Source organism: Tepidibacter sp. Z1-5, from assembly GCF_037844525.1.
In the GTDB taxonomy this organism is placed as follows: domain Bacteria; phylum Bacillota; class Clostridia; order Peptostreptococcales; family Peptostreptococcaceae; genus Tepidibacter_A.
Window position 1 is genome coordinate 1 of the sequence record NZ_JBBMMD010000074.1, and the last position, 23962, is coordinate 23962.

Annotated in this window: 20 protein-coding genes and 4 tRNA genes; all 24 read left to right on the plus strand. The window is 30.5% G+C overall.

Going from position 1 to position 23962, the window contains the following annotated elements:
- Positions 1 to 11 precede the first annotated feature (11 nt).
- Positions 12 to 88: transfer RNA gene (locus WJW32_RS13115), tRNA-Asp, on the plus strand.
- A 69-nt stretch (positions 89 to 157) separates the two neighbouring features.
- Positions 158 to 232: transfer RNA gene (locus tag WJW32_RS13120), tRNA-Thr, on the plus strand.
- Between the two features lie 5 nt (positions 233 to 237).
- Positions 238 to 321: transfer RNA gene (locus tag WJW32_RS13125), tRNA-Leu, on the plus strand.
- A 9-nt stretch (positions 322 to 330) separates the two neighbouring features.
- Positions 331 to 407: transfer RNA gene (locus WJW32_RS13130), tRNA-Arg, on the plus strand.
- Between the two features lie 214 nt (positions 408 to 621).
- The gene (gene cdaA / locus WJW32_RS13135) at positions 622 to 1440 is read left to right on the plus strand and encodes a diadenylate cyclase CdaA (RefSeq protein ID WP_340259063.1); all 819 of its coding nucleotides are present in this window, start codon (positions 622 to 624) and stop codon (positions 1438 to 1440) included.
- Positions 1437 to 2633, plus strand: coding sequence for a CdaR family protein (locus WJW32_RS13140; RefSeq protein ID WP_340259065.1), 1197 nt, complete (start codon positions 1437 to 1439; stop codon positions 2631 to 2633). Before cdaA ends, WJW32_RS13140 begins: the two co-directional genes overlap by 4 nt.
- Before the next feature lie 114 nt (positions 2634 to 2747).
- Positions 2748 to 3833, plus strand: coding sequence for a butyrate kinase (gene buk, locus WJW32_RS13145; protein ID WP_340259067.1), 1086 nt, complete (start codon positions 2748 to 2750; stop codon positions 3831 to 3833).
- Positions 3833 to 4738: a phosphate butyryltransferase gene (ptb, locus tag WJW32_RS13150; RefSeq protein WP_340259069.1), complete on the plus strand. Its 906-nt coding sequence runs from the start codon at positions 3833 to 3835 to the stop codon at positions 4736 to 4738. The genes buk (WJW32_RS13145) and ptb overlap by 1 nt, the downstream gene beginning before the upstream one ends.
- 58 nt (positions 4739 to 4796) lie before the next feature.
- The gene (gene buk, locus WJW32_RS13155) at positions 4797 to 5870 is read left to right on the plus strand and encodes a butyrate kinase (protein WP_340259071.1); all 1074 of its coding nucleotides are present in this window, start codon (positions 4797 to 4799) and stop codon (positions 5868 to 5870) included.
- A 12-nt stretch (positions 5871 to 5882) separates the two neighbouring features.
- A complete protein-coding gene (locus WJW32_RS13160; RefSeq protein ID WP_340259073.1) occupies positions 5883 to 6560 on the plus strand; it encodes an ATP-binding protein in 678 nt (225 codons plus the stop codon).
- A 91-nt stretch (positions 6561 to 6651) separates the two neighbouring features.
- A complete protein-coding gene (locus tag WJW32_RS13165) occupies positions 6652 to 6867 on the plus strand; it encodes a 4Fe-4S dicluster domain-containing protein (RefSeq protein WP_340259075.1) in 216 nt (71 codons plus the stop codon).
- Between the two features lie 29 nt (positions 6868 to 6896).
- Entirely contained in the window at positions 6897 to 7955 is a 1059-nt protein-coding gene (locus WJW32_RS13170; RefSeq protein ID WP_340259077.1) for a 3-methyl-2-oxobutanoate dehydrogenase subunit VorB, read from the plus strand.
- Positions 7955 to 8701, plus strand: a complete 747-nt coding sequence (locus tag WJW32_RS13175) for a thiamine pyrophosphate-dependent enzyme (protein WP_340259079.1) — start codon at positions 7955 to 7957, stop codon at positions 8699 to 8701. Before WJW32_RS13170 ends, WJW32_RS13175 begins: the two co-directional genes overlap by 1 nt.
- A 1-nt stretch (position 8702) precedes the next feature.
- Positions 8703 to 9245: a 2-oxoacid:acceptor oxidoreductase family protein gene (locus WJW32_RS13180; protein WP_340259081.1), complete on the plus strand. Its 543-nt coding sequence runs from the start codon at positions 8703 to 8705 to the stop codon at positions 9243 to 9245.
- A gap of 351 nt (positions 9246 to 9596) precedes the next feature.
- The gene (locus WJW32_RS13185) at positions 9597 to 10436 is read left to right on the plus strand and encodes a YitT family protein (protein WP_340259084.1); all 840 of its coding nucleotides are present in this window, start codon (positions 9597 to 9599) and stop codon (positions 10434 to 10436) included.
- Between the two features lie 238 nt (positions 10437 to 10674).
- Positions 10675 to 12021 (plus strand): phosphoglucosamine mutase, encoded by a 1347-nt coding sequence (gene glmM / locus WJW32_RS13190; RefSeq protein ID WP_340259086.1) that lies wholly within the window; start codon positions 10675 to 10677, stop codon positions 12019 to 12021.
- A gap of 269 nt (positions 12022 to 12290) precedes the next feature.
- Positions 12291 to 14117 (plus strand): glutamine--fructose-6-phosphate transaminase (isomerizing), encoded by a 1827-nt coding sequence (gene glmS / locus WJW32_RS13195; protein ID WP_340259088.1) that lies wholly within the window; start codon positions 12291 to 12293, stop codon positions 14115 to 14117.
- 158 nt (positions 14118 to 14275) lie between these two features.
- The gene (locus tag WJW32_RS13200; RefSeq protein ID WP_340259090.1) at positions 14276 to 15124 is read left to right on the plus strand and encodes a TnsA endonuclease N-terminal domain-containing protein; all 849 of its coding nucleotides are present in this window, start codon (positions 14276 to 14278) and stop codon (positions 15122 to 15124) included.
- Complete coding sequence (locus tag WJW32_RS13205) at positions 15121 to 17277, plus strand: Mu transposase C-terminal domain-containing protein (RefSeq protein ID WP_340259093.1); 2157 nt, start codon at positions 15121 to 15123, stop codon at positions 17275 to 17277. The genes WJW32_RS13200 and WJW32_RS13205 overlap by 4 nt, the downstream gene beginning before the upstream one ends.
- Complete coding sequence (locus WJW32_RS13210; RefSeq protein WP_340259095.1) at positions 17264 to 18688, plus strand: ATP-binding protein; 1425 nt, start codon at positions 17264 to 17266, stop codon at positions 18686 to 18688. Before WJW32_RS13205 ends, WJW32_RS13210 begins: the two co-directional genes overlap by 14 nt.
- Complete coding sequence (locus WJW32_RS13215; protein WP_340259097.1) at positions 18652 to 18951, plus strand: hypothetical protein; 300 nt, start codon at positions 18652 to 18654, stop codon at positions 18949 to 18951. Before WJW32_RS13210 ends, WJW32_RS13215 begins: the two co-directional genes overlap by 37 nt.
- Before the next feature lie 3 nt (positions 18952 to 18954).
- Positions 18955 to 20844 carry a TnsD family Tn7-like transposition protein gene (locus WJW32_RS13220; protein WP_340259099.1) on the plus strand — a complete coding sequence of 630 codons (1890 nt, stop codon included), beginning with the start codon at positions 18955 to 18957 and terminating at the stop codon, positions 20842 to 20844.
- Positions 20845 to 21119: 275 nt separating this feature from the next.
- Positions 21120 to 22406, plus strand: coding sequence for a Tn7-like element transposition protein TnsE (locus WJW32_RS13225; protein WP_340259101.1), 1287 nt, complete (start codon positions 21120 to 21122; stop codon positions 22404 to 22406).
- A gap of 1266 nt (positions 22407 to 23672) precedes the next feature.
- On the plus strand, positions 23673 to 23962 hold a 290-nt coding region (locus WJW32_RS13230), incomplete at its 3' end, for a hypothetical protein (RefSeq protein WP_340259103.1).

The window sequence follows — 23962 nt, forward strand, 5'->3', positions numbered from 1 at the left end:
ACCAATTATTTGGCCTGGTAGTTCAGTTGGTTAGAATGCCAGCCTGTCACGCTGGAGGTCGAGGGTTCGAGTCCCTTCCAGGTCGCCAAATAATTTAAAGAATAAGCTCATTGATGTAAAGTATCTGTGGGTTTTTATTATGTGACAAATCAAATATGCTAGTGTGGCTCAACGGTAGAGCAGCTGACTTGTAATCAGCAGGTTGTAGGTTCGATTCCTATCACTAGCTCCACACATGCGGGTGTGGCGGAATTGGCAGACGCACTAGACTTAGGATCTAGCGCTTTCAGCGTGGGGGTTCAAGTCCCTCCACCCGCACCAATTTAATATGTACCTGTAGCTCAGTTGGATAGAGCAGTGGCCTTCTAAGCCACGTGTCCGGGGTTCGAATCCCTGCAGGTACGCCATTTCAGAAAAGCTTAATCATTTGGATGATTAAGCTTTTTTGAAATCACACTGTTTTCAACTTGCAGATAAAATTGATAAGTAAAAAATTTAAATAATACTTTGTGCTTATATTATAAAATATATCTACTTTGCTTATTGAATTATTTCTCGATGTATGAAATAATTAATCCGTAAAATAATATATAATAACAAATATTATAGGAGGTTACTAAATTGTGGGATATAAAAGATATCATAATGAATATAACTATCTTAGATATAATAGATATAAGTATAGTAGCGTATGTATTTTATAAACTATATATGTTAATAAAAGAAACTAGTGCAGAACAATTAATAAAAGGTATATTTGTACTTTTAGTAGCTACTAAATTAAGTGAACTTTTACAGTTGCATGTTGTACATTGGGTATTAGAGAATACTATATCTATAGGAGTAATAGCAATACTTATAGTATTTCAACCTGAACTCAGAAGAGCGCTTGAATATATAGGTAGAACCAAATTTATATCAAAGCCTATAGGTGAATTTGATGAAGAAAATATAGATGAAATAATAGAAGAGCTAATAGAAGCTATATATTCTTTATCAAGACAAAAAATAGGAGCTTTAATAATAATAGAAAGAGAAACTGGAATAAACGATATAATTCAGACGGGAACCATTATAAATGCTAAAATAACAAGACAAATTTTAATAAATATATTCATTCCAAATACTCCACTTCATGATGGAGCTTTGGTAATAAAGAATAATAGAGTAAGAGCAGCAGGTTGTTTTTTGCCTCTTACAGATAGTAAGTATGTAAATAAAGAATTAGGAACTAGACACAGAGCGGGTATAGGTATAAGTGAAAGATCAGACTGTATATCGATAATAGTATCTGAAGAAACTGGAATGGTATCGATAGCAGAAAATGGTAAATTATACAAATCTATATCGAAAGAATACATAAAAAACATACTGAATCAAAACTTCAAAAAACAGGGAGAAAATAAAAGGATTTTTAAAAGAGGTGTATTTTTTAAATGATAGATATTTTTAAAAGAAACTTAAAAATAAAGACAATATCTATATTTTTCGCCTTTTTCATGTGGATATATGTAATGGCAGAGGTAGATCCTATAATACTGAAAGATTATGATCAAATACCAATAAAAATTAATAATATAAATATATTACAAGAAAATGATATGGTATTATATCCAGAACCTGATTTGAATGCAAAGATAATACTAAGAGGTAGAAGATCTTTAATAAAACAAATTCAAAAAAATGATTTATATATAAATACAAATTTAAAGCCTCCTAAAATAGGTGTAAATAAATTGGACTTAGATTTAGATGTACCTAGCAATATAAGTTATACGATTATGCCTAATAATATAAGTTTGAATATTGAAAAAAGTATATACACTAAAAAAGAAATAGTAATTAAAACTATAAATGGATCAAATAAAGATTTGAAAGTGGATGAAATATCGTATTCGCCGAAAAGTACATTTATAGAAGGTCCTAAGAGTCTTGTTGAAAATGTAGACAAGCTGGTATGCAAAGTGGACTTAAAAAATAAGAGCAAAAATTTTAATTCGAAGGCTCAAATAATACCTGTAGATAAAAATGGTAAAACAGTAGAAGGCGTGAATATAAAGGATCAGTATACATATGTTGATATAGGGTTTACTAAAACTAAAAAAATACCTTTAATTTTGAATTTAAAAGGTGAACTTGGGGAAGGATATAAACTGTTGGGCTATGAGTTGAATTCAAAAAATATAAATATAACTGGAAAAATAGACGAAATAGAGGCTGTAAATGAAATATATACACAGGAAATAGATATATCTAATTTAAAAGAAAACAAAAATATAAATCTCAATATAAATATTCCGCAAAATATAAATAGTGATATAAAAAGTGTAAATGTAAGTTTTAAAGTTGCTAAACTGATAAGTAAAAATTTAACGATACCATCAAAAAGAATCGAATACAAAGACAACATACACAATTTAGATATTTCAAAAAACAATTTACCTGATGATATAAATGTGAAAGTTACATATACAGAAGAAAACGGGAAAGATATAACTGAAAAAGATATACAATTATTTATCAATATGCAAGAAAAGGATACTCATCCTTCAAAATTTAGAATAAAATACAATGTACTTGATGAGGTTGAAAATGTACAAATTTCTCCTGAATACGTTGTAATAGGTGAATAGTTATTAAAAAAAATGCAAAAAAATTGCTAAATGATATTGCAATTATTATTGCATTTTTTTTTATTTCAATATATCATAATATACGTAGAGAAAAATTTCTTATGGGGTGATACTGTGTTAAAGAATTATGTTCTTGTTATTAATCCAGGTTCAACTTCGACAAAAGTGGCTTTATTCAAAGGGAATGAAAACGTTATCCAAAAAAATCTAACTCATTCAATAGAAAAACTAGAAAAATATGACAAAATAGCAGGTCAGTTTGAAATGAGAAAAGAAATTATAATAGACTGGTTAAAAGAAGAAGGTTATACATGTGAAAATCTTATAGCTGTAGTTGGTAGAGGTGGGTTGTTAAGACCGATGCCGGGTGGTACATATAAAGTTACGCCTAAGATGATCGATGATTTAAAATTAGGTGTTCAAGGAGAACATGCATCAAACTTAGGTGGAATAATAGCAAAATCAATAGCTGATGAGCAAAATATACCAAGCTTTATAGTAGACCCAGTTGCAGTAGATGAATTTGAGGAAATTGCTAGAATATCTGGAATACCTGAAATCAATAGAAGATCTTTAGGACATGCGTTAAATATAAAGGCTGTTGGAAGACGAGTTGCAACAAAACTTGGTGAAAGCTTTGAAGATATAAACATGATAGTAGCTCATCTTGGAGGAGGAATAAGCGTTGCCCCTTTAAGAAAAGGAAAGTCAGTAGATTATAATAATGCAAATGAGATGGGACCATTCTCTCCGGAAAGAACGGGCGGACTTCCAGTTGGAGATTTAGCTAAATTATGTTTTTCAAGAAAATATACTTACAAGGAAATCAAATCTAAGCTTAAAGGCAAAGGTGGACTTGTAGGATACCTTAACACCAATGATGCTAGAGAAGTTACAAAGCGGATAAATGAAGGTGACGAAAAGGCAAAACTTATATTCGAAGCGATGGGATATCAAATAGCAAAAGAAATAGGATCTATGGCAACAGTATTAAACGGAGATGTAAAAACAATAGTAATTACTGGAGGACTTGCGTACTCTGAGTATTTAATAGATTATATAAAAAATATGATAGATTTTATTGCACCTGTGATAGTTGAGCCCGGTGAAGATGAAATGATGGCTTTAAATGAAGGGGCATTAAGAGTTATAAATGGTGAAGAAAAAGCTAAAATATACGAAGAAGAGGTGGAATTCTAATGAGAAATTTTCAAGAAGTAATTAAATTTGCTAAAGAAAGAGGACCTAAAACGATATCTGTAGCTTGTTCTCAAGATAAAGAAGTTTTAATGGCTGTTGAGATGGCTAGAAAAGAAGGGATAGCTAATGCTATACTTGTCGGAGACATGGAAAAAACTAAGAAGATAGCACAAGAAATTAATATAGACTTAAATAACTATGAGTTAATAGAAGAAGCGGACCTAAGTTTAGCTTCTAGAAAAGCTGTAGAATTAGTTTCAACTGGAAAAGCTCATATGGTTATGAAGGGGTTAGTAGATACTTCAATAATATTAAAAGCTGTTTTAGATAAAGAAATAGGTCTTAGAACAGGAAGTGTTTTAAGTCATGTCGCAGTGTTTGATTTAAAAGCTTATGATAGATTATTCTTTGTAACAGATGCAGCTATGAACTTAGCTCCTGATTTAAATACTAAGAAGCAGATAATAGAAAACGCTTGCCAAATAGCACATGCACTAGACATAAAAGAGCCTAAGGTAGCTGCTCTTTGTGCAAAAGAAAAAGTTAACCCTAAAATGCCAGATACAGTAGATGCTAAAGAATTAGAAGAGATGAACAAAAGAGGAGAACTTACTGGATGTATAGTTGGAGGACCTTTTGCTCTTGATAATGCGGTATCTGTAGAAGCTGCTAAACACAAAGGAATAGATCATCCTGTAGCTGGAAACGCTGATATACTACTAGCACCAGATATTGAAGCTGGTAATATACTTTACAAATCTATGGTATTCTTTGGAGAGTCTAAGAATGCAGGAGTTATAGTTGGTGCTAAGGCTCCAATAATATTAACATCAAGAGCGGACAATGAAGAGACTAAATTAAACTCAATAGCACTTGCTGTTTTAACAGCTTCTAAAATAGGATAATTAATATATATAAAAAATAATATAAACAAATATATTTATTAAGGAGAGAATAAATTCCATGAGTAAAAATTTTAAAATTCTTGCTATAAACCCGGGTTCAACTTCTACTAAGATTGCTGTATATGCAGGTGAAGAACTAGTATTTGAAAAAACATTAAGACATTCTGCTGAAGAGATAGGTCAATATGAAAAGATATCAGACCAACTTGATTTTAGAAAAAGTGTAATAGAAGAAGCTGTAAGTGAAAATGGAGTTAAAATAGAAGATTTAGATGCAATAGTTGGAAGAGGAGGACTTTTAAAGCCTATAGATGGAGGAACTTATTTAGTTTCTGAAAGCATGATAGAAGACTTAAAAGTTGGAGTTTCAGGAGAACATGCATCAAACTTAGGTGGAATAATCGCAAAAGAAATAGGTGATAAAATAGACGTTCCATCATTCATAGTAGATCCTGTTGTTGTTGATGAACTTCAAGATGTTGCTAGAATATCTGGTATGCCAGAACTTGAAAGAAAAAGTATATTCCATGCTTTAAATCAAAAAGCTACAGCTAGAAGAGCAGCTGATGAACTTGGTAAGAAGTATGAAGAAATAAATGTAATAGTAGCTCACCTTGGAGGTGGAGTATCTGTTGGAGCTCACGAAAATGGTAGAGTTATAGATGTTGCAAATGCACTTGATGGAGAAGGACCATTCTCTCCAGAGAGAACAGGTGGACTTCCAGTTGGAGATTTAGCTAAAATGTGTTTTTCTGGAAAATACACGTTAGATGATATAAAGAAAAAGATAAAAGGAAATGGTGGAATAGTAGCATACTTAGGAACTAATGATGCTAGAGAAGTTGAAGCCATGATAGAAGAAGGAAATGAAAAGGCTAAGCTTATATACCAAGCTATGGCATATCAAGTAGCAAAAGAAATAGGAGCATGTGCTACTGTACTTAAGGGTAAAGTTGATGCTATTGTATTAACTGGTGGTATAGCTTACTCAAAGATGATGGTAGAGTGGATTAAAGAAAGAATTTCTTTTATTGGAGATATTAAAGTGTATGCTGGTGAAGATGAAATGACAGCTTTAGCTCAAGGAGGACTTAGAGTTCTTAAAGGTGAAGAGGAAGCGAAGACTTACTAAGTAGGTGAGAGAATGATAAAAGATGATAAGAGAATAAGAATCATAATAGGACATTATGGTAGTGGTAAAACTGAATTCTCTATGAATTATGTAATGAAGTTAAGACAAGAAGTAGAAGGTAATATAGCAATAGCAGATCTTGACATTGTAAATGTATACTTTAGAACAAGAGAAAAAAGAGATATGCTAATTGAAAATAAAATAAGACCTATAGACTCTTCTGCAAGAGCAACTGCAGTAGATGTACCAGCTGTATCAGCAGAGGTTATGTCACCTATTCAAGATGAAACTTACAACTATGTAATGGATGTAGGTGGAGATTTTATAGGAGCAAAGGTTGTAGGTAGATTTGCACATATTCTCGAAGGCAAAGAATACGATATGTTCTGTGTTGTAAACGCTAATAGAGAAGAATCATGTACACTTGAAAAAGTGATAGATCATATAAGAAAGATAGAAGAAGCTTCTAAGTGTAAGGTTACAGGTCTTATAAATAACACTCACTTAGTTAGAGAAACTACTGTAGAGGATGTATTAAAAGGTCAAGAACTTGTTAAAGAAGTTTCTAAAGAAACTAATATACCTATAAAGTACGTAGTTTGTCTTGAAAGCATAGTAAAAGATCTTCCGAAAGACATCGAAGGGGAAATATTCCCTATAAAGATGTATATGAGAGAATCTTGGATGTAGTTTATTAGTCTAAAAGAGAGCTCTAAGCTCTCTTTACAAAGACTTATAATATATTGTTTCTAAATTAAAAATATATTAAGGAGGGTTTGAAATGGCTAAAGGTAGAGTGCATTTTGACCAAGATAGATGTAAAGGATGCGAGCTTTGCACAACAGTTTGTCCAGTTAAAATAGTTGTTATGGACAAAGAACACATAAACAAAAAAGGATACCACCCTGCGACAGTAAAAGAAATGGATAAATGTGTAGGATGTGCAAGTTGTGCACTTATGTGTCCAGATGCAGTAATCAGTGTAGAGAGAGACTAATTAATATAAAATTTAAGGAGGGAAAGAATATGGCTAAGGTTTTAATGAAAGGTAACGAAGCTGTAGCGAAAGCAGCTATAGAAGCTGGATGTAAATATTTCTTCGGATACCCAATAACACCTCAAAATGAGATACCAGAGTATATGGCAAAAGAATTACCTAAAAATGATGGAGTATTTGTTCAAGCAGAATCAGAAGTATCTGCTATAAATATGATATACGGAGGAGCAGGATGTGGAGCTAGAGTAATGACATCATCTTCTTCACCAGGAATCGCTTTAAAGCAAGAAGGAATTACATACATAGCAGGAGCTGAGCTTCCAGCAGTTATAGTAAACATGATGAGAGGGGGCCCAGGTCTTGGTGGAATCCAACCTTCACAAGCTGACTATTTCATGTCAACAAGAGGAGGAGGAAACGGAGACTACAGAACTCCAGTTTACGCACCAGCTTCAATTCAAGAAGCAGTTGATATGGTAATGGAAGCTTTCGAAGTTGCTGATTACTATAGAACACCTGTTATGGTAGTAGCTGACGGTATGATAGGACAAATGATGGAGCCAGTTGAATTTAAAGCTCCTAAAAAGAGAGATTTACCTAAGAAGGATTGGGCTACAACAGGAACTAATGGAGAAAGAAAACCAAATATAATAAACTCTTTATTCCTAGACCCTCAAGCTCTTGAAGATCACTGCTTCAAGTTAGATAGAAAGTACAAAGAAATAGAAGAAAACGAAGTTAAGTACGAAATGTACAAGACTGAAGATGCTGATCTTGTATTCGTAGCTTACGGAACAACTTCAAGAATAGTTAAGAATACTGTAGAAGCTTTAAGAGAGCAAGGAATAAAAGCAGGTCTTATAAGACCAATAACTTTATGGCCTTTCCCTAACAAAGCTTTCAATGAAATCCCTGCTGCTAAGAACTTATTAGTAGTTGAGATGAGTACAGGTCAAATGATAGATGATGTTAAAATAGCTAATGAAGGAAGATTACCAATTGACTTCTTCGGAAGAACAGGTGGAATGATACCTACTCCAGGAGAAATTATGGATAAAGCTATGGAAGTAATAGGAGGTGCGAAATAATGGCAGTTGTATTCAAAAAAACTGAAGGTTTAACAGATAAGCAAACTCACTACTGTCCTGGATGTACTCATGGTATAATCCACAGATTAACAGCAGAAGTTTTAGATGAATTAGGAGTATTAGGAAAAGCTATAGGTGTTGCTCCAGTTGGTTGTTCAGTACTTGCATATGATTACTTCAATTGTGATATGCATGAGGCTTCTCATGGTAGAGCACCTGCTGTTGCAACAGGAATCAAGAGAGTTCAACCTGATAAAGTAGTTTTTACATACCAAGGAGACGGAGACCTTTGTTCAATTGGAGCAGCTGAAATAGTTCACGCTGCTGCAAGAGGAGAGAAAATAACTACTATATTTGTAAACAATGCTATATACGGTATGACTGGAGGACAAATGGCTCCTACAACTTTACCAGGACAAAAAGCTACAACTGCTCCTTTAGGAAGAGATGTAGAACACGCTGGTATGCCAATAAAAATGTCTGAAATGTTAGCTACTTTACACGGAGCAGCATTCGTAGAAAGAGTAGCAGTTAACAACCCAGCAAACGTAAGAAAAGCTAAAAAAGCTATAAAAAGAGCTTTTGAAGTTCAATTAGAAGGAAAAGGATTTGGTATAGTAGAAGTACTATCAACTTGTCCAACTAACTGGGGATTACATCCAGTAGATGCTCTTAAGTGGTTAGAAGAAAATATGATACCTTACTACCAATTAGGTAACTTAAGAAACCCAGAGGAGGCGAAATAATATGTCAACAGAAAGAATAATATGTGCAGGATTCGGTGGACAAGGTGTTATGTCTATGGGTATGTTAATGACTTATGCAGGAATGCTTGAAAATAAAGAGGTTTCTTGGCTTCCATCTTATGGACCAGAAATGCGTGGAGGTACAGCTAACTGTGCAGTTACAGTATCATCTACTCCAGTAGGATCACCTATCATAACTGATGATGCAACTACTGCTATAGTTATGAACTTACCATCTCTTGTTAAATTTGAGAAAGATGTTGTTCCGGGTGGAAAGATACTTGTAAACAGCTCTTTAATAGATCAAAAGGTAGAGAGAACTGATGTAGATGTTTACTATGTACCAGCTAATGAATTAGCTTTAGAACTAGGTAATGCAAAAGTTGCTAACATGGTTATGCTTGGAGCTTACCTTAAAATTAATAAAGTTGTTGAGGTTGATTCTGTTCTTGAAGCATTCAAGAAAGTTTTCGGACCAAGCAAAGAAAAATTTGTACCACTTAATAAATCAGCTCTTGAAAAAGGAGCAGCTGCTATTAAGTAGTTTATATAAAAAGATTGCTAATTTTATTAGCAATCTTTTTTTTGTATACAATAGAGACTCTTAGTTAGTACAAAGTAAATTTTAAGAGGAATTATGATTTTACTTAAAAATATCCTTCAATTTTCATAAAAGAAGAACGCTTTACCCTTATTTTTACAAAATGGCCTAAGTTAAGTTATTTCAACAACTAAGAAAATGTAAAAAACATAGGGGAATATTTGAATGAATCTAAAGTTGCAAAATATGAAGTTGAAGAAAAAAAACATGCATATGAGATAAAATAGATTGTATAATAAAAAATGAGGGTGTATAATCTAAATGAAATTATATAAAATTTAAGGAGATGAAATTATGTATCCCTCGATTAGGATATTAAGTTTATCATTAGGCAGTTTATTTTGTGCAGTAGCGATTAATGGTTTTTTAGCTCCAAATCACCTTTTAAGTGGAGGTGTAGGAGGAATAGCGATAATACTTAACTATATATTTAACTTAAATATAGGTTTGATTGTTCTGTTTGTCAACATACCGCTATTTTTAATAGCTTTCAAGAAATTAGATAGAGACTTTATTGTGTATAGTCTTGTTAATATGTTGATATATTCATTCTTTATAGGTATAACTCATGATATAAGTTCATACATTGCTGTGGATGATTTAATACTTTCTTGTGTATTTGGGGGATTATTAAATGGTATAGGAATGGCAATAACATTTAGAAATAGAGGATCTCAAGGTGGTACAGATATAATAGCAGCTCTTGTTAAGAAAAAGTGGAATATAAATTTAGGAACAGCTCTTATGGGAGCTAATTTAGTTATTGTGAGTATAGGAGGAGCTGTATTTGGAATACAAAAGGCTATGTATACTCTTATAAATATGTATATAGGATATCAGGTTGTGGATAAAGTACAGTTGATGATGGATGTTAAAAAGTCAGCTATGGTTATATCTGATAAGTCTGAGGAAATATCAAAAGATATAATGAAAGATATGGGAAGAGGAGTAACCTTTTTAAATGGAGAAGGAGCTTATTCAAAGAATAGCACAAAAGTTATATACACTATAATAAACCCAGTTGAAATACCTAGACTTAAAGAAATTGTAGAAAAATATGATAAGAATGCTTTTATAACTATAAATGAAACACAAGAAGTAAAGGGTAGGGGTTTTAAGGAAAGCATTATATAAATAAAACATTATTATTGAAAATTCAATATATGATATGATAATATAATAAGGGTATTTATACCCTTATTTTTTTACATACTAAGGGATTATAAAATATAGATAATATTGATGAAAGAGCTACACTTGCAACTATTTTTGAGCAACGTAGCTGATCGTTGGCGACATGAGTTAGTGCGTAGCGACTAAACGAATTTTGAATATATTACTAATGACTTAAAAAGTCATGGGGAGGCTTTTGATGAGAAAATATTTTGGAACAGACGGTGTAAGAGGAGTAGCAAATACTGAACTTACAAATGATCTTGCATATAAATTAGGAAGAGCGGGTGCATATGTCCTTGCAAAGGGAAAAGAAGATATAAAAGTTGTAATAGGAAAAGATACTAGAATATCGGGAGATATGCTAGAGTCTTCTTTAATAGCTGGAATGATGTCTGTTGGTGCAAACGTTGTATGTGTGGGAGTAGTTCCAACTCCAGCTGTTGCATATTTAACAAAGTTTTATGATGCTGATTGTGGTGTTGTAATATCTGCATCTCATAATCCTGTTGAATACAATGGAATAAAGTTCTTTAATAAAGATGGATATAAGCTAGATGACAGTATTGAACTAGAAATAGAGCAATTAATAGAAGATATGAATAAAATAGAGTATAGTCCTACAGGTGAAAATGTAGGTACTAAATTAGATAAAAATGATGCCGTAAGGGATTATATAGATTATTTAAAGACAATCATTGATGTAGACCTTAATAATTTAAAGGTAGTACTTGATTGTGCTAATGGAGCAGCTTTTGAAGCCGCACCTTTAGTATTCAAAGAACTTGGAGCTAATGTTATAGCTATCAATAACAATCCTAATGGATGCAACATAAACTTAAACTGTGGATCAACTCATCCTAAATCACTTCAAGAGGAAGTAGTTAAAAATAGTGCAGATATAGGTCTTGCATACGATGGAGATGCAGACAGATTGATAGCAGTTGATGAAAAAGGAAATATAGTTGATGGAGATTATATTCTTGCTATATGTGCTAAGTTTTTAAAAGAACAAGGTAAGTTAAAAAATGATACACTTGTAGTTACTGTTATGAGTAATATAGGACTTCACATAGCTTCAAAGGAGAATAATATAAAGACTGTATCTACTAAGGTAGGGGATAGATACGTATTAGAAGAGATGATAAAAGAGGGATATAATCTAGGTGGAGAGCAATCAGGCCACATGATATTTTTAGATTATATAACTACTGGAGATGGAATACTGAGTTCATTATTCTTATCAAATGTATTAGTTAGTGAAGAAAAGACATTATCAGACATTTGTGGTATAATGTCTAAGTATCCTCAGGTGCTAATAAATGCAAAAGTAAAAAATCAAAACAAAGATATGTATCTAAAAGATGAACAAATTATAGAAGAAATTAATAAGATAGAACAAATACTAGATGGAGAAGGTAGAGTATTAATAAGACCATCTGGTACTGAACCATTAGTTAGAGTAATGCTTGAGGGTAAAGAGGAAGGTCAGTTACACAGTTTAGCGAGTGAACTTGCTAATCTTATAGAATCAAAATTATCATAAGTAAAGTTTAATATAAGGGGGCTGTATGTAACAAATATAAGCCTCCTTTAAAGATAATTAAAACTTTATGAAAAGCGCTAGGACTAAATTTTATTTAGTTGACGAGGTCAGGGAGTATCGATTATCGGCGGGTGCCCTGCGGTGATTTTGCCATCGTTAGAGCTTAACAAAACATATGAGTGATTATATGTACAAAAAAGGCTTGAGCAAAACGACCTTTCTCCTTAAATATATTAAATTTTTTAAAATTTTAAGGAGGTTTATTTATTATGTGTGGAATCGTAGGTTATATTGGAAATAGGCAAGCAACAGAGGTATTAATAGAAGGGCTTTCAAAACTTGAGTACAGAGGTTATGACTCAGCAGGTTGTGCTGTAAACTCAGGAGATAGTTTATCAGTTAGAAAATTTAAGGGAAGACTTTCTGTTTTAGCAGATGACTTAAAGGCAAATCCTTTGGTATCTAATATTGGTATAGGACATACAAGATGGGCAACTCATGGAGCACCATCAGATGTTAACTCTCATCCTCATTTGAATATGGATTCAACTATAGCTGTAGTTCATAATGGAATAATAGAAAACTATATGCAGTTAAAAGAGTGGTTAATATCTGAGGGAAAAGTATTTAAATCAGAGACAGACACTGAGGTTGTAGCTCATTTAGTAGACTACTATTATGAAGGAGATTTATTGGATGCTGTTTATAAGGCTATGGCTAAGTTAAGAGGAGCATATGCTTTAGGTGTAATATGTAAGGATAATCCAGATGAGTTGATTGCAGTTAGAAATGAGAGTCCATTAGTTATAGGTCTTGGAGAAAATGAAAACTTTATAGCATCTGATATACCAGCACTTTTAAAATATACAAGAGATGTATATTTCTTAGAAAATGGAGAAGTTGTACACTTAACTAAAGATGGTGTTAAGATATTTAATCAAGATAGAGAAGAAGTAAAAAGAGAAATATATAATGTAAAGTGGGATATAGAAGCTGCATCAAAAGGTGGATTTGATCACTTTATGATAAAAGAGATAAATGAGCAACCAAATGGAATCAAGGAGACTTTAAATAGAAGACTTGATGAAAATGGTGATATAAAGTTAGATGATATAAAGCTTACTAAGGCTGAGCTTGATAATATAAATAAGGTATATATAGTTGCTTGTGGTACAGCTTACTATGCTGGACTTGTAGGAAAGCATGCTATAGAGAAATTCGCGAATATACCTGTAGAAACTGATATAGCTTCTGAGTTTAGATATAGAGATGCATTCGTTGATGAGAATACTCTATTAATAGTTGTAAGTCAATCAGGAGAAACAGCAGACACTTTAGCTGCTCTTAAGGAAGCTAAGTCTAAGGGAGCAAGAATACTTGCTATAACAAATGTTGTAGGATCATCTGTATCAAGAGAGGCTGATGATGTATTCTATACTTGGGCAGGACCTGAGATAGCTGTTGCATCTACTAAGGCTTATACAACTCAACTTGTTTCTTTATATATGATAGCACTTGATTTTGCAATCAAGAAAGGAACTATAACTAAGGAAGAATATAAAGATATGATATCTAAGTTAGGCGAGACATCAGATAAGGTACAGGAGATAATAGATAATTCTGATGAGATAGAGAAGATAGCTGAAGAAATAAAGGATTCAAAGGATGCTTTTTATTTAGGAAGAGGTCTTGATTATTGTCTTGCTATGGAGGGAGCTCTTAAATTAAAAGAGATATCTTATATTCATGCAGAGGCTTTCCCAGCAGGAGAGTTAAAGCATGGTCCTATAGCTTTAATAGAGGAGAATACTCCAGTTATATCTATTGCTACTCAAGATAGCTTATTTGAGAAGATGGTTTCTAATATGAAGGAAGTTAAGGCAAGAGGGGCTTATGTTATAGCTCTTGCTAAGGAAGGTAATAAAGAGGTAGAAAAAGCAGCAGATAGAGTTATATATATACCAGAGGTTGATGATGTGTTATCTAGTATATTAACTGTTGTTCCACTTCAAATACTTTCTTATTATGTTGCAACTAAGAGAGGTTGCGATGTAGATAAGCCAAGAAACTTAGCTAAGTCTGTTACAGTTGAATAATATATAAATTAGAGCATGTAATTATTGTGACTTTAGAATAAAGTTTGATGATTTATAAAAAAGATTGATATTTTATAAAAAAGTTTGATAATTTATAAAAAACTTTGATAAAATCACCTCGTTTAGGATAGAATATATTCTAAAGAGGTGATTTTTTTATGGCAAAAAGAAAAAGAAGCCTAACTGAAAATAAAATCGAAAGATTAATAAAGGAAGGTAGAGGACAAGGAATAGGAGAAGAATATAAGCCTTGGATTTTAGTCCAGGATGTGCCATCCTTAGGAAGAGCAACAAGATTAAAGGGAATAAAGACAAATAGACAGCATGAGTTTCTTTCAGATATGGAAAGAGACTATTTTTATATCCTAGAGTATTCAAATAATGTAGTTGATATTAGAGAGCAATTTCCACTATTGCCTTTAGAAGAAACTATTTTAATAGCAAAGGAGCTTGGAATAAAGCACCCAACTGATCCAAAGACTAATGAACCTATAGTCATGACTACAGATTTTTTAGTCACTATAAATAAAAATGGAAAATATATAGATGTAGCTAGAACGATAAAGCCTCAAGATGAGTTAATGAATAAAAGAACTTTAGATAAATTTGAAATAGAGAGAAGATATTGGGAAAAACAAGAGTTTGATTGGGGAATTGTTACAGAAAATGAAATAGATAAAGTGTTAGCTCAAAATATTTTATATATGTATCCATATAATGATTTATATGAGTTAGATAGTTTTATAGAGATAGAAAAAGAAGATGTAGATGATTTAGTGATAACCTACCTAGATAGAATAATAGGAGAAACTGTAGACATAAGAAAAGTATCTAAGTTATTTGATCAAGATTTCAACTTGAAAAGTGGAACAGGATTATCTATCTTTTATTATGTAGTTATAAGAAAAATCATAAGAATTAATTTACTTGAAGAGTTAGATTTATCTAAAGTAAAAGATATACATATAGAAGAAGAAAATCTTAAGAAGGAGATGAAGATTATATGATTTTAGTAAATTCTGTCCTTCAAAATGTAAATACAGGAGAACGAATAAGGATTATATTTCAAGATGAAGATATTAATATAGCATACATCATTAGTTTAGAAAAAGATACATCAATGCCTATGCAAGTAGATGCAGTATCGTTACAAGCTGAATTAGAAAATGATTTACTAATAAAGATAATAGATCCATATTTAAAGAATATAGATGAGGAATCATTAAATACAAAGCAAAAAGAAAAAAGAGACAATGATTGGATGCTAATAAATAATATCTGGAATAATTATAAAGATGAATTATTGAATAAAAAAATAAGAAATGAATTCTTAAAGAAAGAAGCTAGTAATTTAGGAATAACAGCCATAAGACTAAAACGAATCTTAACTAGATTTTGGCAACGAGGAATGAATAAAAATGCTTTGCTTCCTGATTATATAAATTCAGGCGGAAAAGGAAAAAGTAAAACCTTGGATAAAGAAAAAATAGGAAGACCGAGAAGGGTTAATTATGAAGGAGAATCTGTAAAGGGAATAAACATAACACAAGATATAAAGAAAATATTTGAAATATCAATAAATAGATTTTATAGAAAAAAAGAAAAATTAAGCTTAACAGAAACATATAACTCAATGCTTAGAGAATTCTTTTCAGATAGATATTATAAAGATGGAAAAGAGCGATTTAAAGTATGGGATAATTCAAGAATACCGACATATCATCAATTCTACTATTGGTTTAAAAAACTAGAAAACACAGAAAAAGACATATCACTTAGAGAAAGTAGAAAATCATTCGACTTAAAAAACAGACCTATCTTAAGTAATTCCACAATAGAAACAAATGGACCAGGAACTAGATTTCAAATAGATGCAACTATAGCAGATATTTATATAGTAAGCTCACTTAATAGAAATAGAATTATAGGAAGACCTGTTGTATATGCAATTATAGATGTATATTCAAGGTTAGTTACAGGTATATATGTAGGCTTAGAAGGCCCTTCTTGGCTTGGAGCTATGATGGCTTTAGATAATATGATAGCTGATAAGATTGAATTTTGTAAGAAGTATGGAATAGAAATAACTAATGAGCAGTGGGCATCACATCATCTGCCAGAAATAATAATAGCTGATAGAGGAGAGTTTGAAGGCTATGCCGTTGAGAATTTAATAAATAATTTAAACATAAAAATAGAAAATACATCTCCTTATCGTGGGGATTTAAAAGGAATTGTTGAAAGAAGTTTTAGAACAACAAATGAGAAAATAAAACATAAAACCCCAGGAGCTATACAAAAGGAGTATAGAGAAAGAGGAGATAGAGATTACAGATTAGATGCAACCCTTACGCTAGAGGAATTTACTCAAATATATATAAAAATGATTTTACACAATAATCATAAAATAAAAGTGAACCATCCTACAGATAAGGAAATGATATCAGAAGAGCTAACTCCAACACCTATTAATCTATGGAATTGGGGAATTAAAAATAAAAAAGGAAGACTTAGAGTTATAGATAGAGACATTATGAGACTTAACATATTGCCAAAGGGAAGGGCTAGCGTATCACGAGCTGGTCTTAAATTTAAAAAGCTATATTATAGTTCTAAAAAGGCATTGGAGGAGCAATGGTTTGTAAAGTCTAAACATAGATGGCTTGAAGTAGTATATGACCCAAGAAATATAGACAAGATATATATTCCACATGAAGATGGTAAAGGATATGAGATATGTTATCTTCTAGAAAAAAGTAAGCAATATAAGGGCTGCTTACTTGAAGAGATAATATTCCAGGAGGAATTAAAGGAAGAGCTAATAGATTGGGAATCAAATAAACAGTCACAGTTCAATATAGATTTAGATAAGGAAATAGAGGATATAGTTAAAAATGCTAAAAAGGAAAAGGATAGAACTGTTACTGAAACTACTTCTAAAGCTAAGAAAATAAAGGGAATAAAAGAAAACAGACAATTGGAAAAGGAATTAAATAGAATAGAAGAAGCTTTCGAAATTGGAAAGGAAGAAAATAAAGAAGGTATAGTTAAGCAATTTAATAAAGATGATGAGAATAAGGAAGAGCAAAAGGATACGAGACATGGTAGCTTAATGGATAAAATAAGAAAGAAAAGAGATGAGAGTCTTGGAAAAAAATAAAATAACTCCATTACTAAAGGGAAACGTTGAAACAGCAGAATATAAAGAACAAGAGCTAATAGAATATGCTGAAAATCCATTTATAGAAGCCCTACCTTCTATATTTTCAGAAGATAATGTATTAGAGCAGTTTACTAGATATCCAATAATACAAGATATAGAAAAAACTAAAAATAGAAATTTAAGACACCATATGATAAAAAGGATAAAAAATTTCATACAGCCATTACCAGATCATTTTTTGATAGAAGCTAAGTTATCAACGATTATAAGAAGAGGATATTTAGCAAGAAATCCATTAGATAAAACCTACTTTGAAAGATTAAAGATATTGAATGAAGCACATTCTGTGAAGAAAGAAGAAAGAGAAGATGCTTTAAATAGAAATATGGAGCATATACGCTCTACAGCAGATAGTCTTTCTATAATAGGAATTTCAGGTATAGGCAAAACTACAGCGATAGAAAGATTATTACTTATGTACCCACAAATAATAAAACATGAAGAATACAATGGCAAACTATTGAGTAGAACACAAATAGTTTGGTTAAAAATTGATTGCCCATACGATGGAAATCTTGCTACTCTTTGTAAGAGTTTTTTTAAGGCTATAGATGATTTATTTGGGACTAGATATCTTGAAAAGTATGGATATCTAAATAGAATAACCTCCTCCATGATGCTTCATATGACATCCTTAGCAAGTATGTATGGAATAGGAGTTTTAGTAATAGATGAAATACAACATTTAATTAATGCAAAAAATGACCCTGATGAAATGCTTAACTTCTTCGTAACATTAACTAATACTGTTGGAATACCAACTGTACTAATAGGAACGTTCAAAGCTCTTAAAATATTTAAAAGAGATTTTAGACAAGCTAGAAGAGCGGGAAGCGAAGGCAATATTATATGGGATAGAATGACTAAGAATAGCGATGAATGGGACTTTTTTATAGAAACTCTATGGGAATTTCAATGGCTTAAAAACAAAACTGAGCTAACTCATGAAATGAAGGAATTTTTCTATGATGAGTGCCAAGGAATAACCTCTGTTGCTGTAAATCTATTTATACTTGCACAGGAAAGAGCTTTGAATACAGATAAAGAAAAGATAACTAAGCAAATTATAAACAAGGCTTCTAAAGAAGATCTTCATATGATACAGCCTATGATAAAGGCACTTAGAAATAATAATAGATCACAAATAATGAAATATGAGGATATTTCTATAAATCTAGAAGACATAACCTTTAAGCATAAAAATAGTTTACAGTTAGCAGGCAAAATTAAAGAAATGGCTAAAAATGAAGAACGGCTATTCAAACTAAAAAGAAATAATACAGCAGAAAATTTAATAATAGATATGAATACATGGGGATATTTGATAGGCTTACAGAAAATGAATTAGAGAATTTAATTAGAAAAACTGTTGATAAGTTTGCTGTAGATGATGATTATAACCTTATTAAGTCAGAGGTCATAAAAAAAGCTTTACAAATAAATGATAAAAAGAAGGAAGCTAAAAATAAGATTAATAATGGATTATATGAAGATAAGGATTTAAGAAATATATATGAGCTATCCAAAAAGAAAAAGATTCATGTATATGAGATATTAAAAGAAAATGGATATATTAAAAATCCTGTTGAGGAATTTTTAAAGGTGGAATAGAGAATGCTTACTTTTTTTACAGACCCTTATGAAAATGAGCTTTTATATGGAGCTATAGGAAGATATCACTATTACATTGGAAATATAGATTACAAGGATACATTAAGAGAGGTTTTTAGAAATGAGAGTGTAATTCCAAGCATAGAATTATGTGCTCGCTTAGATACTGTAGCAAATAATTTAGGTGGAAAATATACAGCTGATTATATTATAAATAACCATACTATATTTCCTTTTTATGCCCCATTTATCCCTAAAACTAGAAGAGAAGAATTAATAAATGACATGAAGTATAAGGATGGAAAAGGGATATATGCTAAAACAGGTATACTAGCAGGTTCAGTATGTAAGAAAGAAGGAATTTATTACTGTCCCTTATGCTCTGAAGAAGAAATTAATAAATATGGAGAAGCTTATATCCATAGAGAGCATCAATTACAAGGAGTATTCGTATGTCCTCATAATGGAGCTAAATTAAAAAAATATAAAATAGATAGAACAAATTCAAGCAGATTAGAGTTCATAAGATTAAATGAAAAATTACTAGATTTGAATGCTGAATATGAAGAAAATAAAGATATTTATGAAAAACTATTAAAAATATCTAAAACTGCTTACTATATATTAAACAACAATCTTTATCAGTTTAATAAAGATACTATAACTAAAAAATATAAAGAGATTCTTTATTCAAAAGGTTTAGTAACAACAAACAAAAGGATAAAGCAACGAGAATTATATGATGAATTTATTAAATATTATGGAGTGGAATTCTTAGAAATAATGGAATCTAGCATAGATAAGGATAATGAATATAATTGGCTTAAGGTTATAACAAGAAATTCAAAGAGAACAGTACATCCTATAAGACATATACTATTCATAATTTTTTTGGTTGATGATATAAAGGAATTCTTTAAATCAGAGGTAGATGAATATAATCCGTTTGGAAAATCACCTTGGCCATGCTTGAATTATATAGCAGGGCATTATAAAAATGATGTAGTAACAGAACTAACAATAACTACGGATTATAAAACTAGACGACCTATTGGAACATTTACATGCGATTGTGGCTTTATATATTCAAGAAAAGGTCCAGATAAGGTTATAAGTGATAGATATAAGATAGGAAGAATTAAGGAGTTTGGATCATTATGGGAAGAGACATTAAAGGAATACCTACTAGAGCGTAAATATGGACTTAGAGAATTAGCAAGAATAATGAACTGTGATCCTAAAACTATTGTAAAGTTTGATAAGGAATTAGGAATAAACTACTATGAAACTTCAAATATGAGAGTAGAAAAGCAAAAGAATAATAAAAAAGAAAATAAAGGTATAGATATACAAGCCTATAAAGAAAATATACTAACTGTTATAAATCAAAATTCTAGTTATACAAGAACACAAATAAGAGAGCTTTGTAAAAAGGAATATACTTATCTCTATAGACATGATAAAGCTTGGCTTTTAGAAATACTTCCTAAAAATATATCCAGGAAGAATATAGATTATAAAAGTGATAAAAGAGTTAACTGGAAGAAAAGAGATATAGAAATATTGAATATTATAAAGGAACAATATAAGAGTCTGCTGTTAAGAGACAAGCCTATAAGAATAACTAAGGGGAATCTATGTAAGGAGTCAGGGATACTTACTATTATTGAAAAAAAACTAGACAAGCTTCCAAGAACAAAAGAATATTTAGATGATATTCTTGAATCTGTAGAGGAATTTCAGCTAAGAAGAGCAAGGCTGATAGCAGATGAAAAGCTAGAAGGTAAAGAAGGAATAAGATTATGGGAGATTCAGAAACTATCAAGAATTAGAACGAGTGATTTTGAAAAAATCAAAACTAAGCTTGAACAGTATATAGATGGGGGGGAATAAGCATTAGTAGGACAAGACTAGGCAAGATAAATCAAAAGGATTGGCCTTTTAAATTAGGTGAGGAGGCTAAGCTTTATTGGATAGATAAGCCCTATAAATTAGAGAATAAGTGGATCATAGATGCATATTTTAAATGCAATAATAATTCAGAAAAAGTCAGTATAGACTGGGCTTCTATTCATTTTTTAACATTTGGGAAATACTATGTAAATGGGGATTTAAATAATAGTGAAACTAAAGGTGATGATATTACTAAGAATATTAACTTAAGTAATGTGAAATTTGAAATAATAGAAGATTCTTTAAAAATACCTAGTAAGGGAATAAATAAAAAAGTTCATACACATATATTCGTTGGATATAAAAATGGAATAGAGTATAGAATACCTGCATTAGAGATAATAAGAGCTGTTATAGCTACAAATAGATTTTTATTGAATAGGATAGTTGAATTAGATTCTCTTGATAAGTATTTTATTTACTATTATGATAACAGTAAGAATTTATATATAGATTTTTTTGATGAATATGAAAGAAAGTTACTAGATCCAGAGTATGTAAGACATCTAGCATGGATTATAACAAATGAAAATGTATTAAGGATGTTTAATCAAGTGGGGAAGAATTTATGGTTTGAAGGAAATATAAAGTATGATTTTCTATTCAAGAAATTTAATATAAAAGCCAGGATAAGAGAGGGGAATGGGACAGTAAGAATCTTAGAAATATTAGAGGTTAAAAATAAGAAAATACAAGCTAGAAATGTATCTATAAGTTCAAAATATATTAAAGAGGTAAGGCAAAGTAGTAAACCTAAGCTTAGAAAATATAACAATTTAAATGAAATTGATAATAAGACCTTAGATACTAAAATAGATGGAGCTAAGAATACTGATTCAGAGTTTATAAATACACTAAAAACAAAGCATACATATATTGATGATGTTAAAATACATAAAAGAAAAAAAGGTAAAAGAACGTTAAGAACTAAAGAGGATGATAACACTGAAACTTATGAGGTTGAAAATAATAATTTAAGAACTACAGCAGATACAGGAGGATTAGATAGAGCTAAAGGACTTGAGTATAAAAATATAAATGACGTAGATGTAAAGGGAGAATTAGAGGAATTCATTGAAATATTAAAGCTATTAGAAAAGAAATGGGATATAGAATGTGTTGAAGTTATAATAAGAGATTTACCAGAGGGCAAGAAAGGAAAGAAATTTTCAAGGATTAGTGATGGATTGACTAAAAGAAGATATACAGTTGGAAAAATGGTTATGAAAAATAATAGTACATATAACTTAATAGAAGTTGAAAGAGAAGGAAAATCATTGTCTATGTTGTTGCTATATTCATTGAGTGATATAGATTGGGAAAGAATATATTCAAGCGTAACTCTTGGATTAGTTAATAAATGTGGTAGTTGGGATTCTAAGATGCTAAAATATTTAGAAGGAAGATTCATATATTCAAATAGAATAAGGCATATATCTGATAAAAAAAGTTTTAGTGAAAAAGCAGAATTTTTATACAGCAAAATGAAATTTTTAAAATGATAGGTAATGAGTTTATTTGTTATATTACCTATCATTTTTTTTGTTTATTTTTCTTTTATAGTTTCTATATGGCGGGTAGTTAAAGTGAAGCTGTTACCAGGGGCTAACTCAATTTCTCTTATCAGTAAATATTGTGATTTTATTGCAATATAAAAGATTTAGTATAAACCTATTATTATAAATTTATATATTTAATTGATCATATAATTCATTTACATAATCTTGTTTTATACCTAAATACCTTTTAGTCATGTTTAAATTACTGTAATTTAGGACCTCCATAATGATAGCTGGATTAAATCTACTTTTCCAAGTATGATAGCTCCATATCTTTTTCATACTATATATTTTACCTATAGATAACTTAAAGAATGAGTACCTACATTTTTTTCAACTACTGTAGTTTTGGCTGCTTTTTTATCTTTAAAAGTTTTTGTATTTTCTTTTAAAACATCTTTCTATTTTAAGCTTAAAAGATCTGTAATTCTAAGAGCAATATTTATTCCAACAACAAACATTGCATATGACCTTAAATTTTTTCTTTAAGATACATTTTAACATTTTTGATTTTAGATTTACATCTGATTGGTTCTACAATTTTCATGATTTATTCTTTCGATGCCAATTTGGTATTATAATTGTAATTTTGATAAATTAAAACAACGAAAATTATAAATTGGTTTCATGAAACTATATATAAACTAGTTATACCAATGGTTATATTGAGTTTTAGTAATTTATCAAAATACCTAATTTTATAAAATTAATCATGTGAATATTAGAAAATGAGTTTTTCTCTCATGATAGTAACCTTGGAATTCCCCATATGAATAAAAGTTTCTTGACTATAATTGCTAAAAATTGGTATTATGGAAGTTGGGGATTTTACAAAATTAGACAAATATAATTTGCTGAATTATCCTAAAGGATATAAAAGATATTCCAGATAAACAAAAGGGTGGTGTTTTTAAGATGATTTTATAAATTATCGTTTAGAAAAGTTGGCTTAAAAAAATATACTGAAAGGAGTTAAAAATGAATAAGTTTTTTAGAAGGCTTTTACCATTAATTATTACTTTTTTTATGTTATTTCAAACCGTAGTATGAGCATATTCAGATGCTACAATAGTTAGTGAGAGTATTGACTATGATAGAGAGTTAGAAAAAACTATTAATTATTCAATCAAAGAAACAGCAAAAATAAACAATTTAAATATCCAAGATAGAAATAACGAAAAAGTAATTAGTAAGAAATTTAATGATTCAATGAAACTAATAGGCAATACTAAAAAAGAAATTGTAAAAGAAGAGGTTTATCAAAATCATGAAATAAAAAAAGAACTACAAATAACAGACTCTTCAGTAATAGTAAATAATACTAATATAGAAATAGATAGTTTAGTAAGAAAAAAAAGAGGTACATCAATAGGGGATGACTATGAAAATAATGACTCTCTTGAAAAAGCAACAGTATTAAATGACAAATCCGGTACAATTAAAGGAAACATACATCATCCAAATGATTATGACTATTATAAGATACAATTAAGTGAAGA

Bases quoted from the DNA above. Each gene is read 5' to 3' on its own strand.
- WJW32_RS13140 (WP_340259065.1), top strand. From the start codon at position 1,437: ATGATAGATATTTTTAAAAGAAACTTAAAAATAAAGACAATATCTATA.
- ptb (WP_340259069.1), top strand. From the start codon at position 3,833: ATGAGAAATTTTCAAGAAGTAATTAAATTTGCTAAAGAAAGAGGACCT.
- buk (WP_340259071.1), top strand. From the start codon at position 4,797: ATGAGTAAAAATTTTAAAATTCTTGCTATAAACCCGGGTTCAACTTCT.
- WJW32_RS13160 (WP_340259073.1), top strand. From the start codon at position 5,883: ATGATAAAAGATGATAAGAGAATAAGAATCATAATAGGACATTATGGT.
- WJW32_RS13165 (WP_340259075.1), top strand. From the start codon at position 6,652: ATGGCTAAAGGTAGAGTGCATTTTGACCAAGATAGATGTAAAGGATGC.
- WJW32_RS13170 (WP_340259077.1), top strand. From the start codon at position 6,897: ATGGCTAAGGTTTTAATGAAAGGTAACGAAGCTGTAGCGAAAGCAGCT.
- WJW32_RS13175 (WP_340259079.1), top strand. From the start codon at position 7,955: ATGGCAGTTGTATTCAAAAAAACTGAAGGTTTAACAGATAAGCAAACT.
- WJW32_RS13180 (WP_340259081.1), top strand. From the start codon at position 8,703: ATGTCAACAGAAAGAATAATATGTGCAGGATTCGGTGGACAAGGTGTT.
- WJW32_RS13185 (WP_340259084.1), top strand. From the start codon at position 9,597: ATGTATCCCTCGATTAGGATATTAAGTTTATCATTAGGCAGTTTATTT.
- glmM (WP_340259086.1), top strand. From the start codon at position 10,675: ATGAGAAAATATTTTGGAACAGACGGTGTAAGAGGAGTAGCAAATACT.
- glmS (WP_340259088.1), top strand. From the start codon at position 12,291: ATGTGTGGAATCGTAGGTTATATTGGAAATAGGCAAGCAACAGAGGTA.
- WJW32_RS13200 (WP_340259090.1), top strand. From the start codon at position 14,276: ATGGCAAAAAGAAAAAGAAGCCTAACTGAAAATAAAATCGAAAGATTA.
- WJW32_RS13205 (WP_340259093.1), top strand. From the start codon at position 15,121: ATGATTTTAGTAAATTCTGTCCTTCAAAATGTAAATACAGGAGAACGA.
- WJW32_RS13215 (WP_340259097.1), top strand. From the start codon at position 18,652: ATGGGGATATTTGATAGGCTTACAGAAAATGAATTAGAGAATTTAATT.
- WJW32_RS13220 (WP_340259099.1), top strand. From the start codon at position 18,955: ATGCTTACTTTTTTTACAGACCCTTATGAAAATGAGCTTTTATATGGA.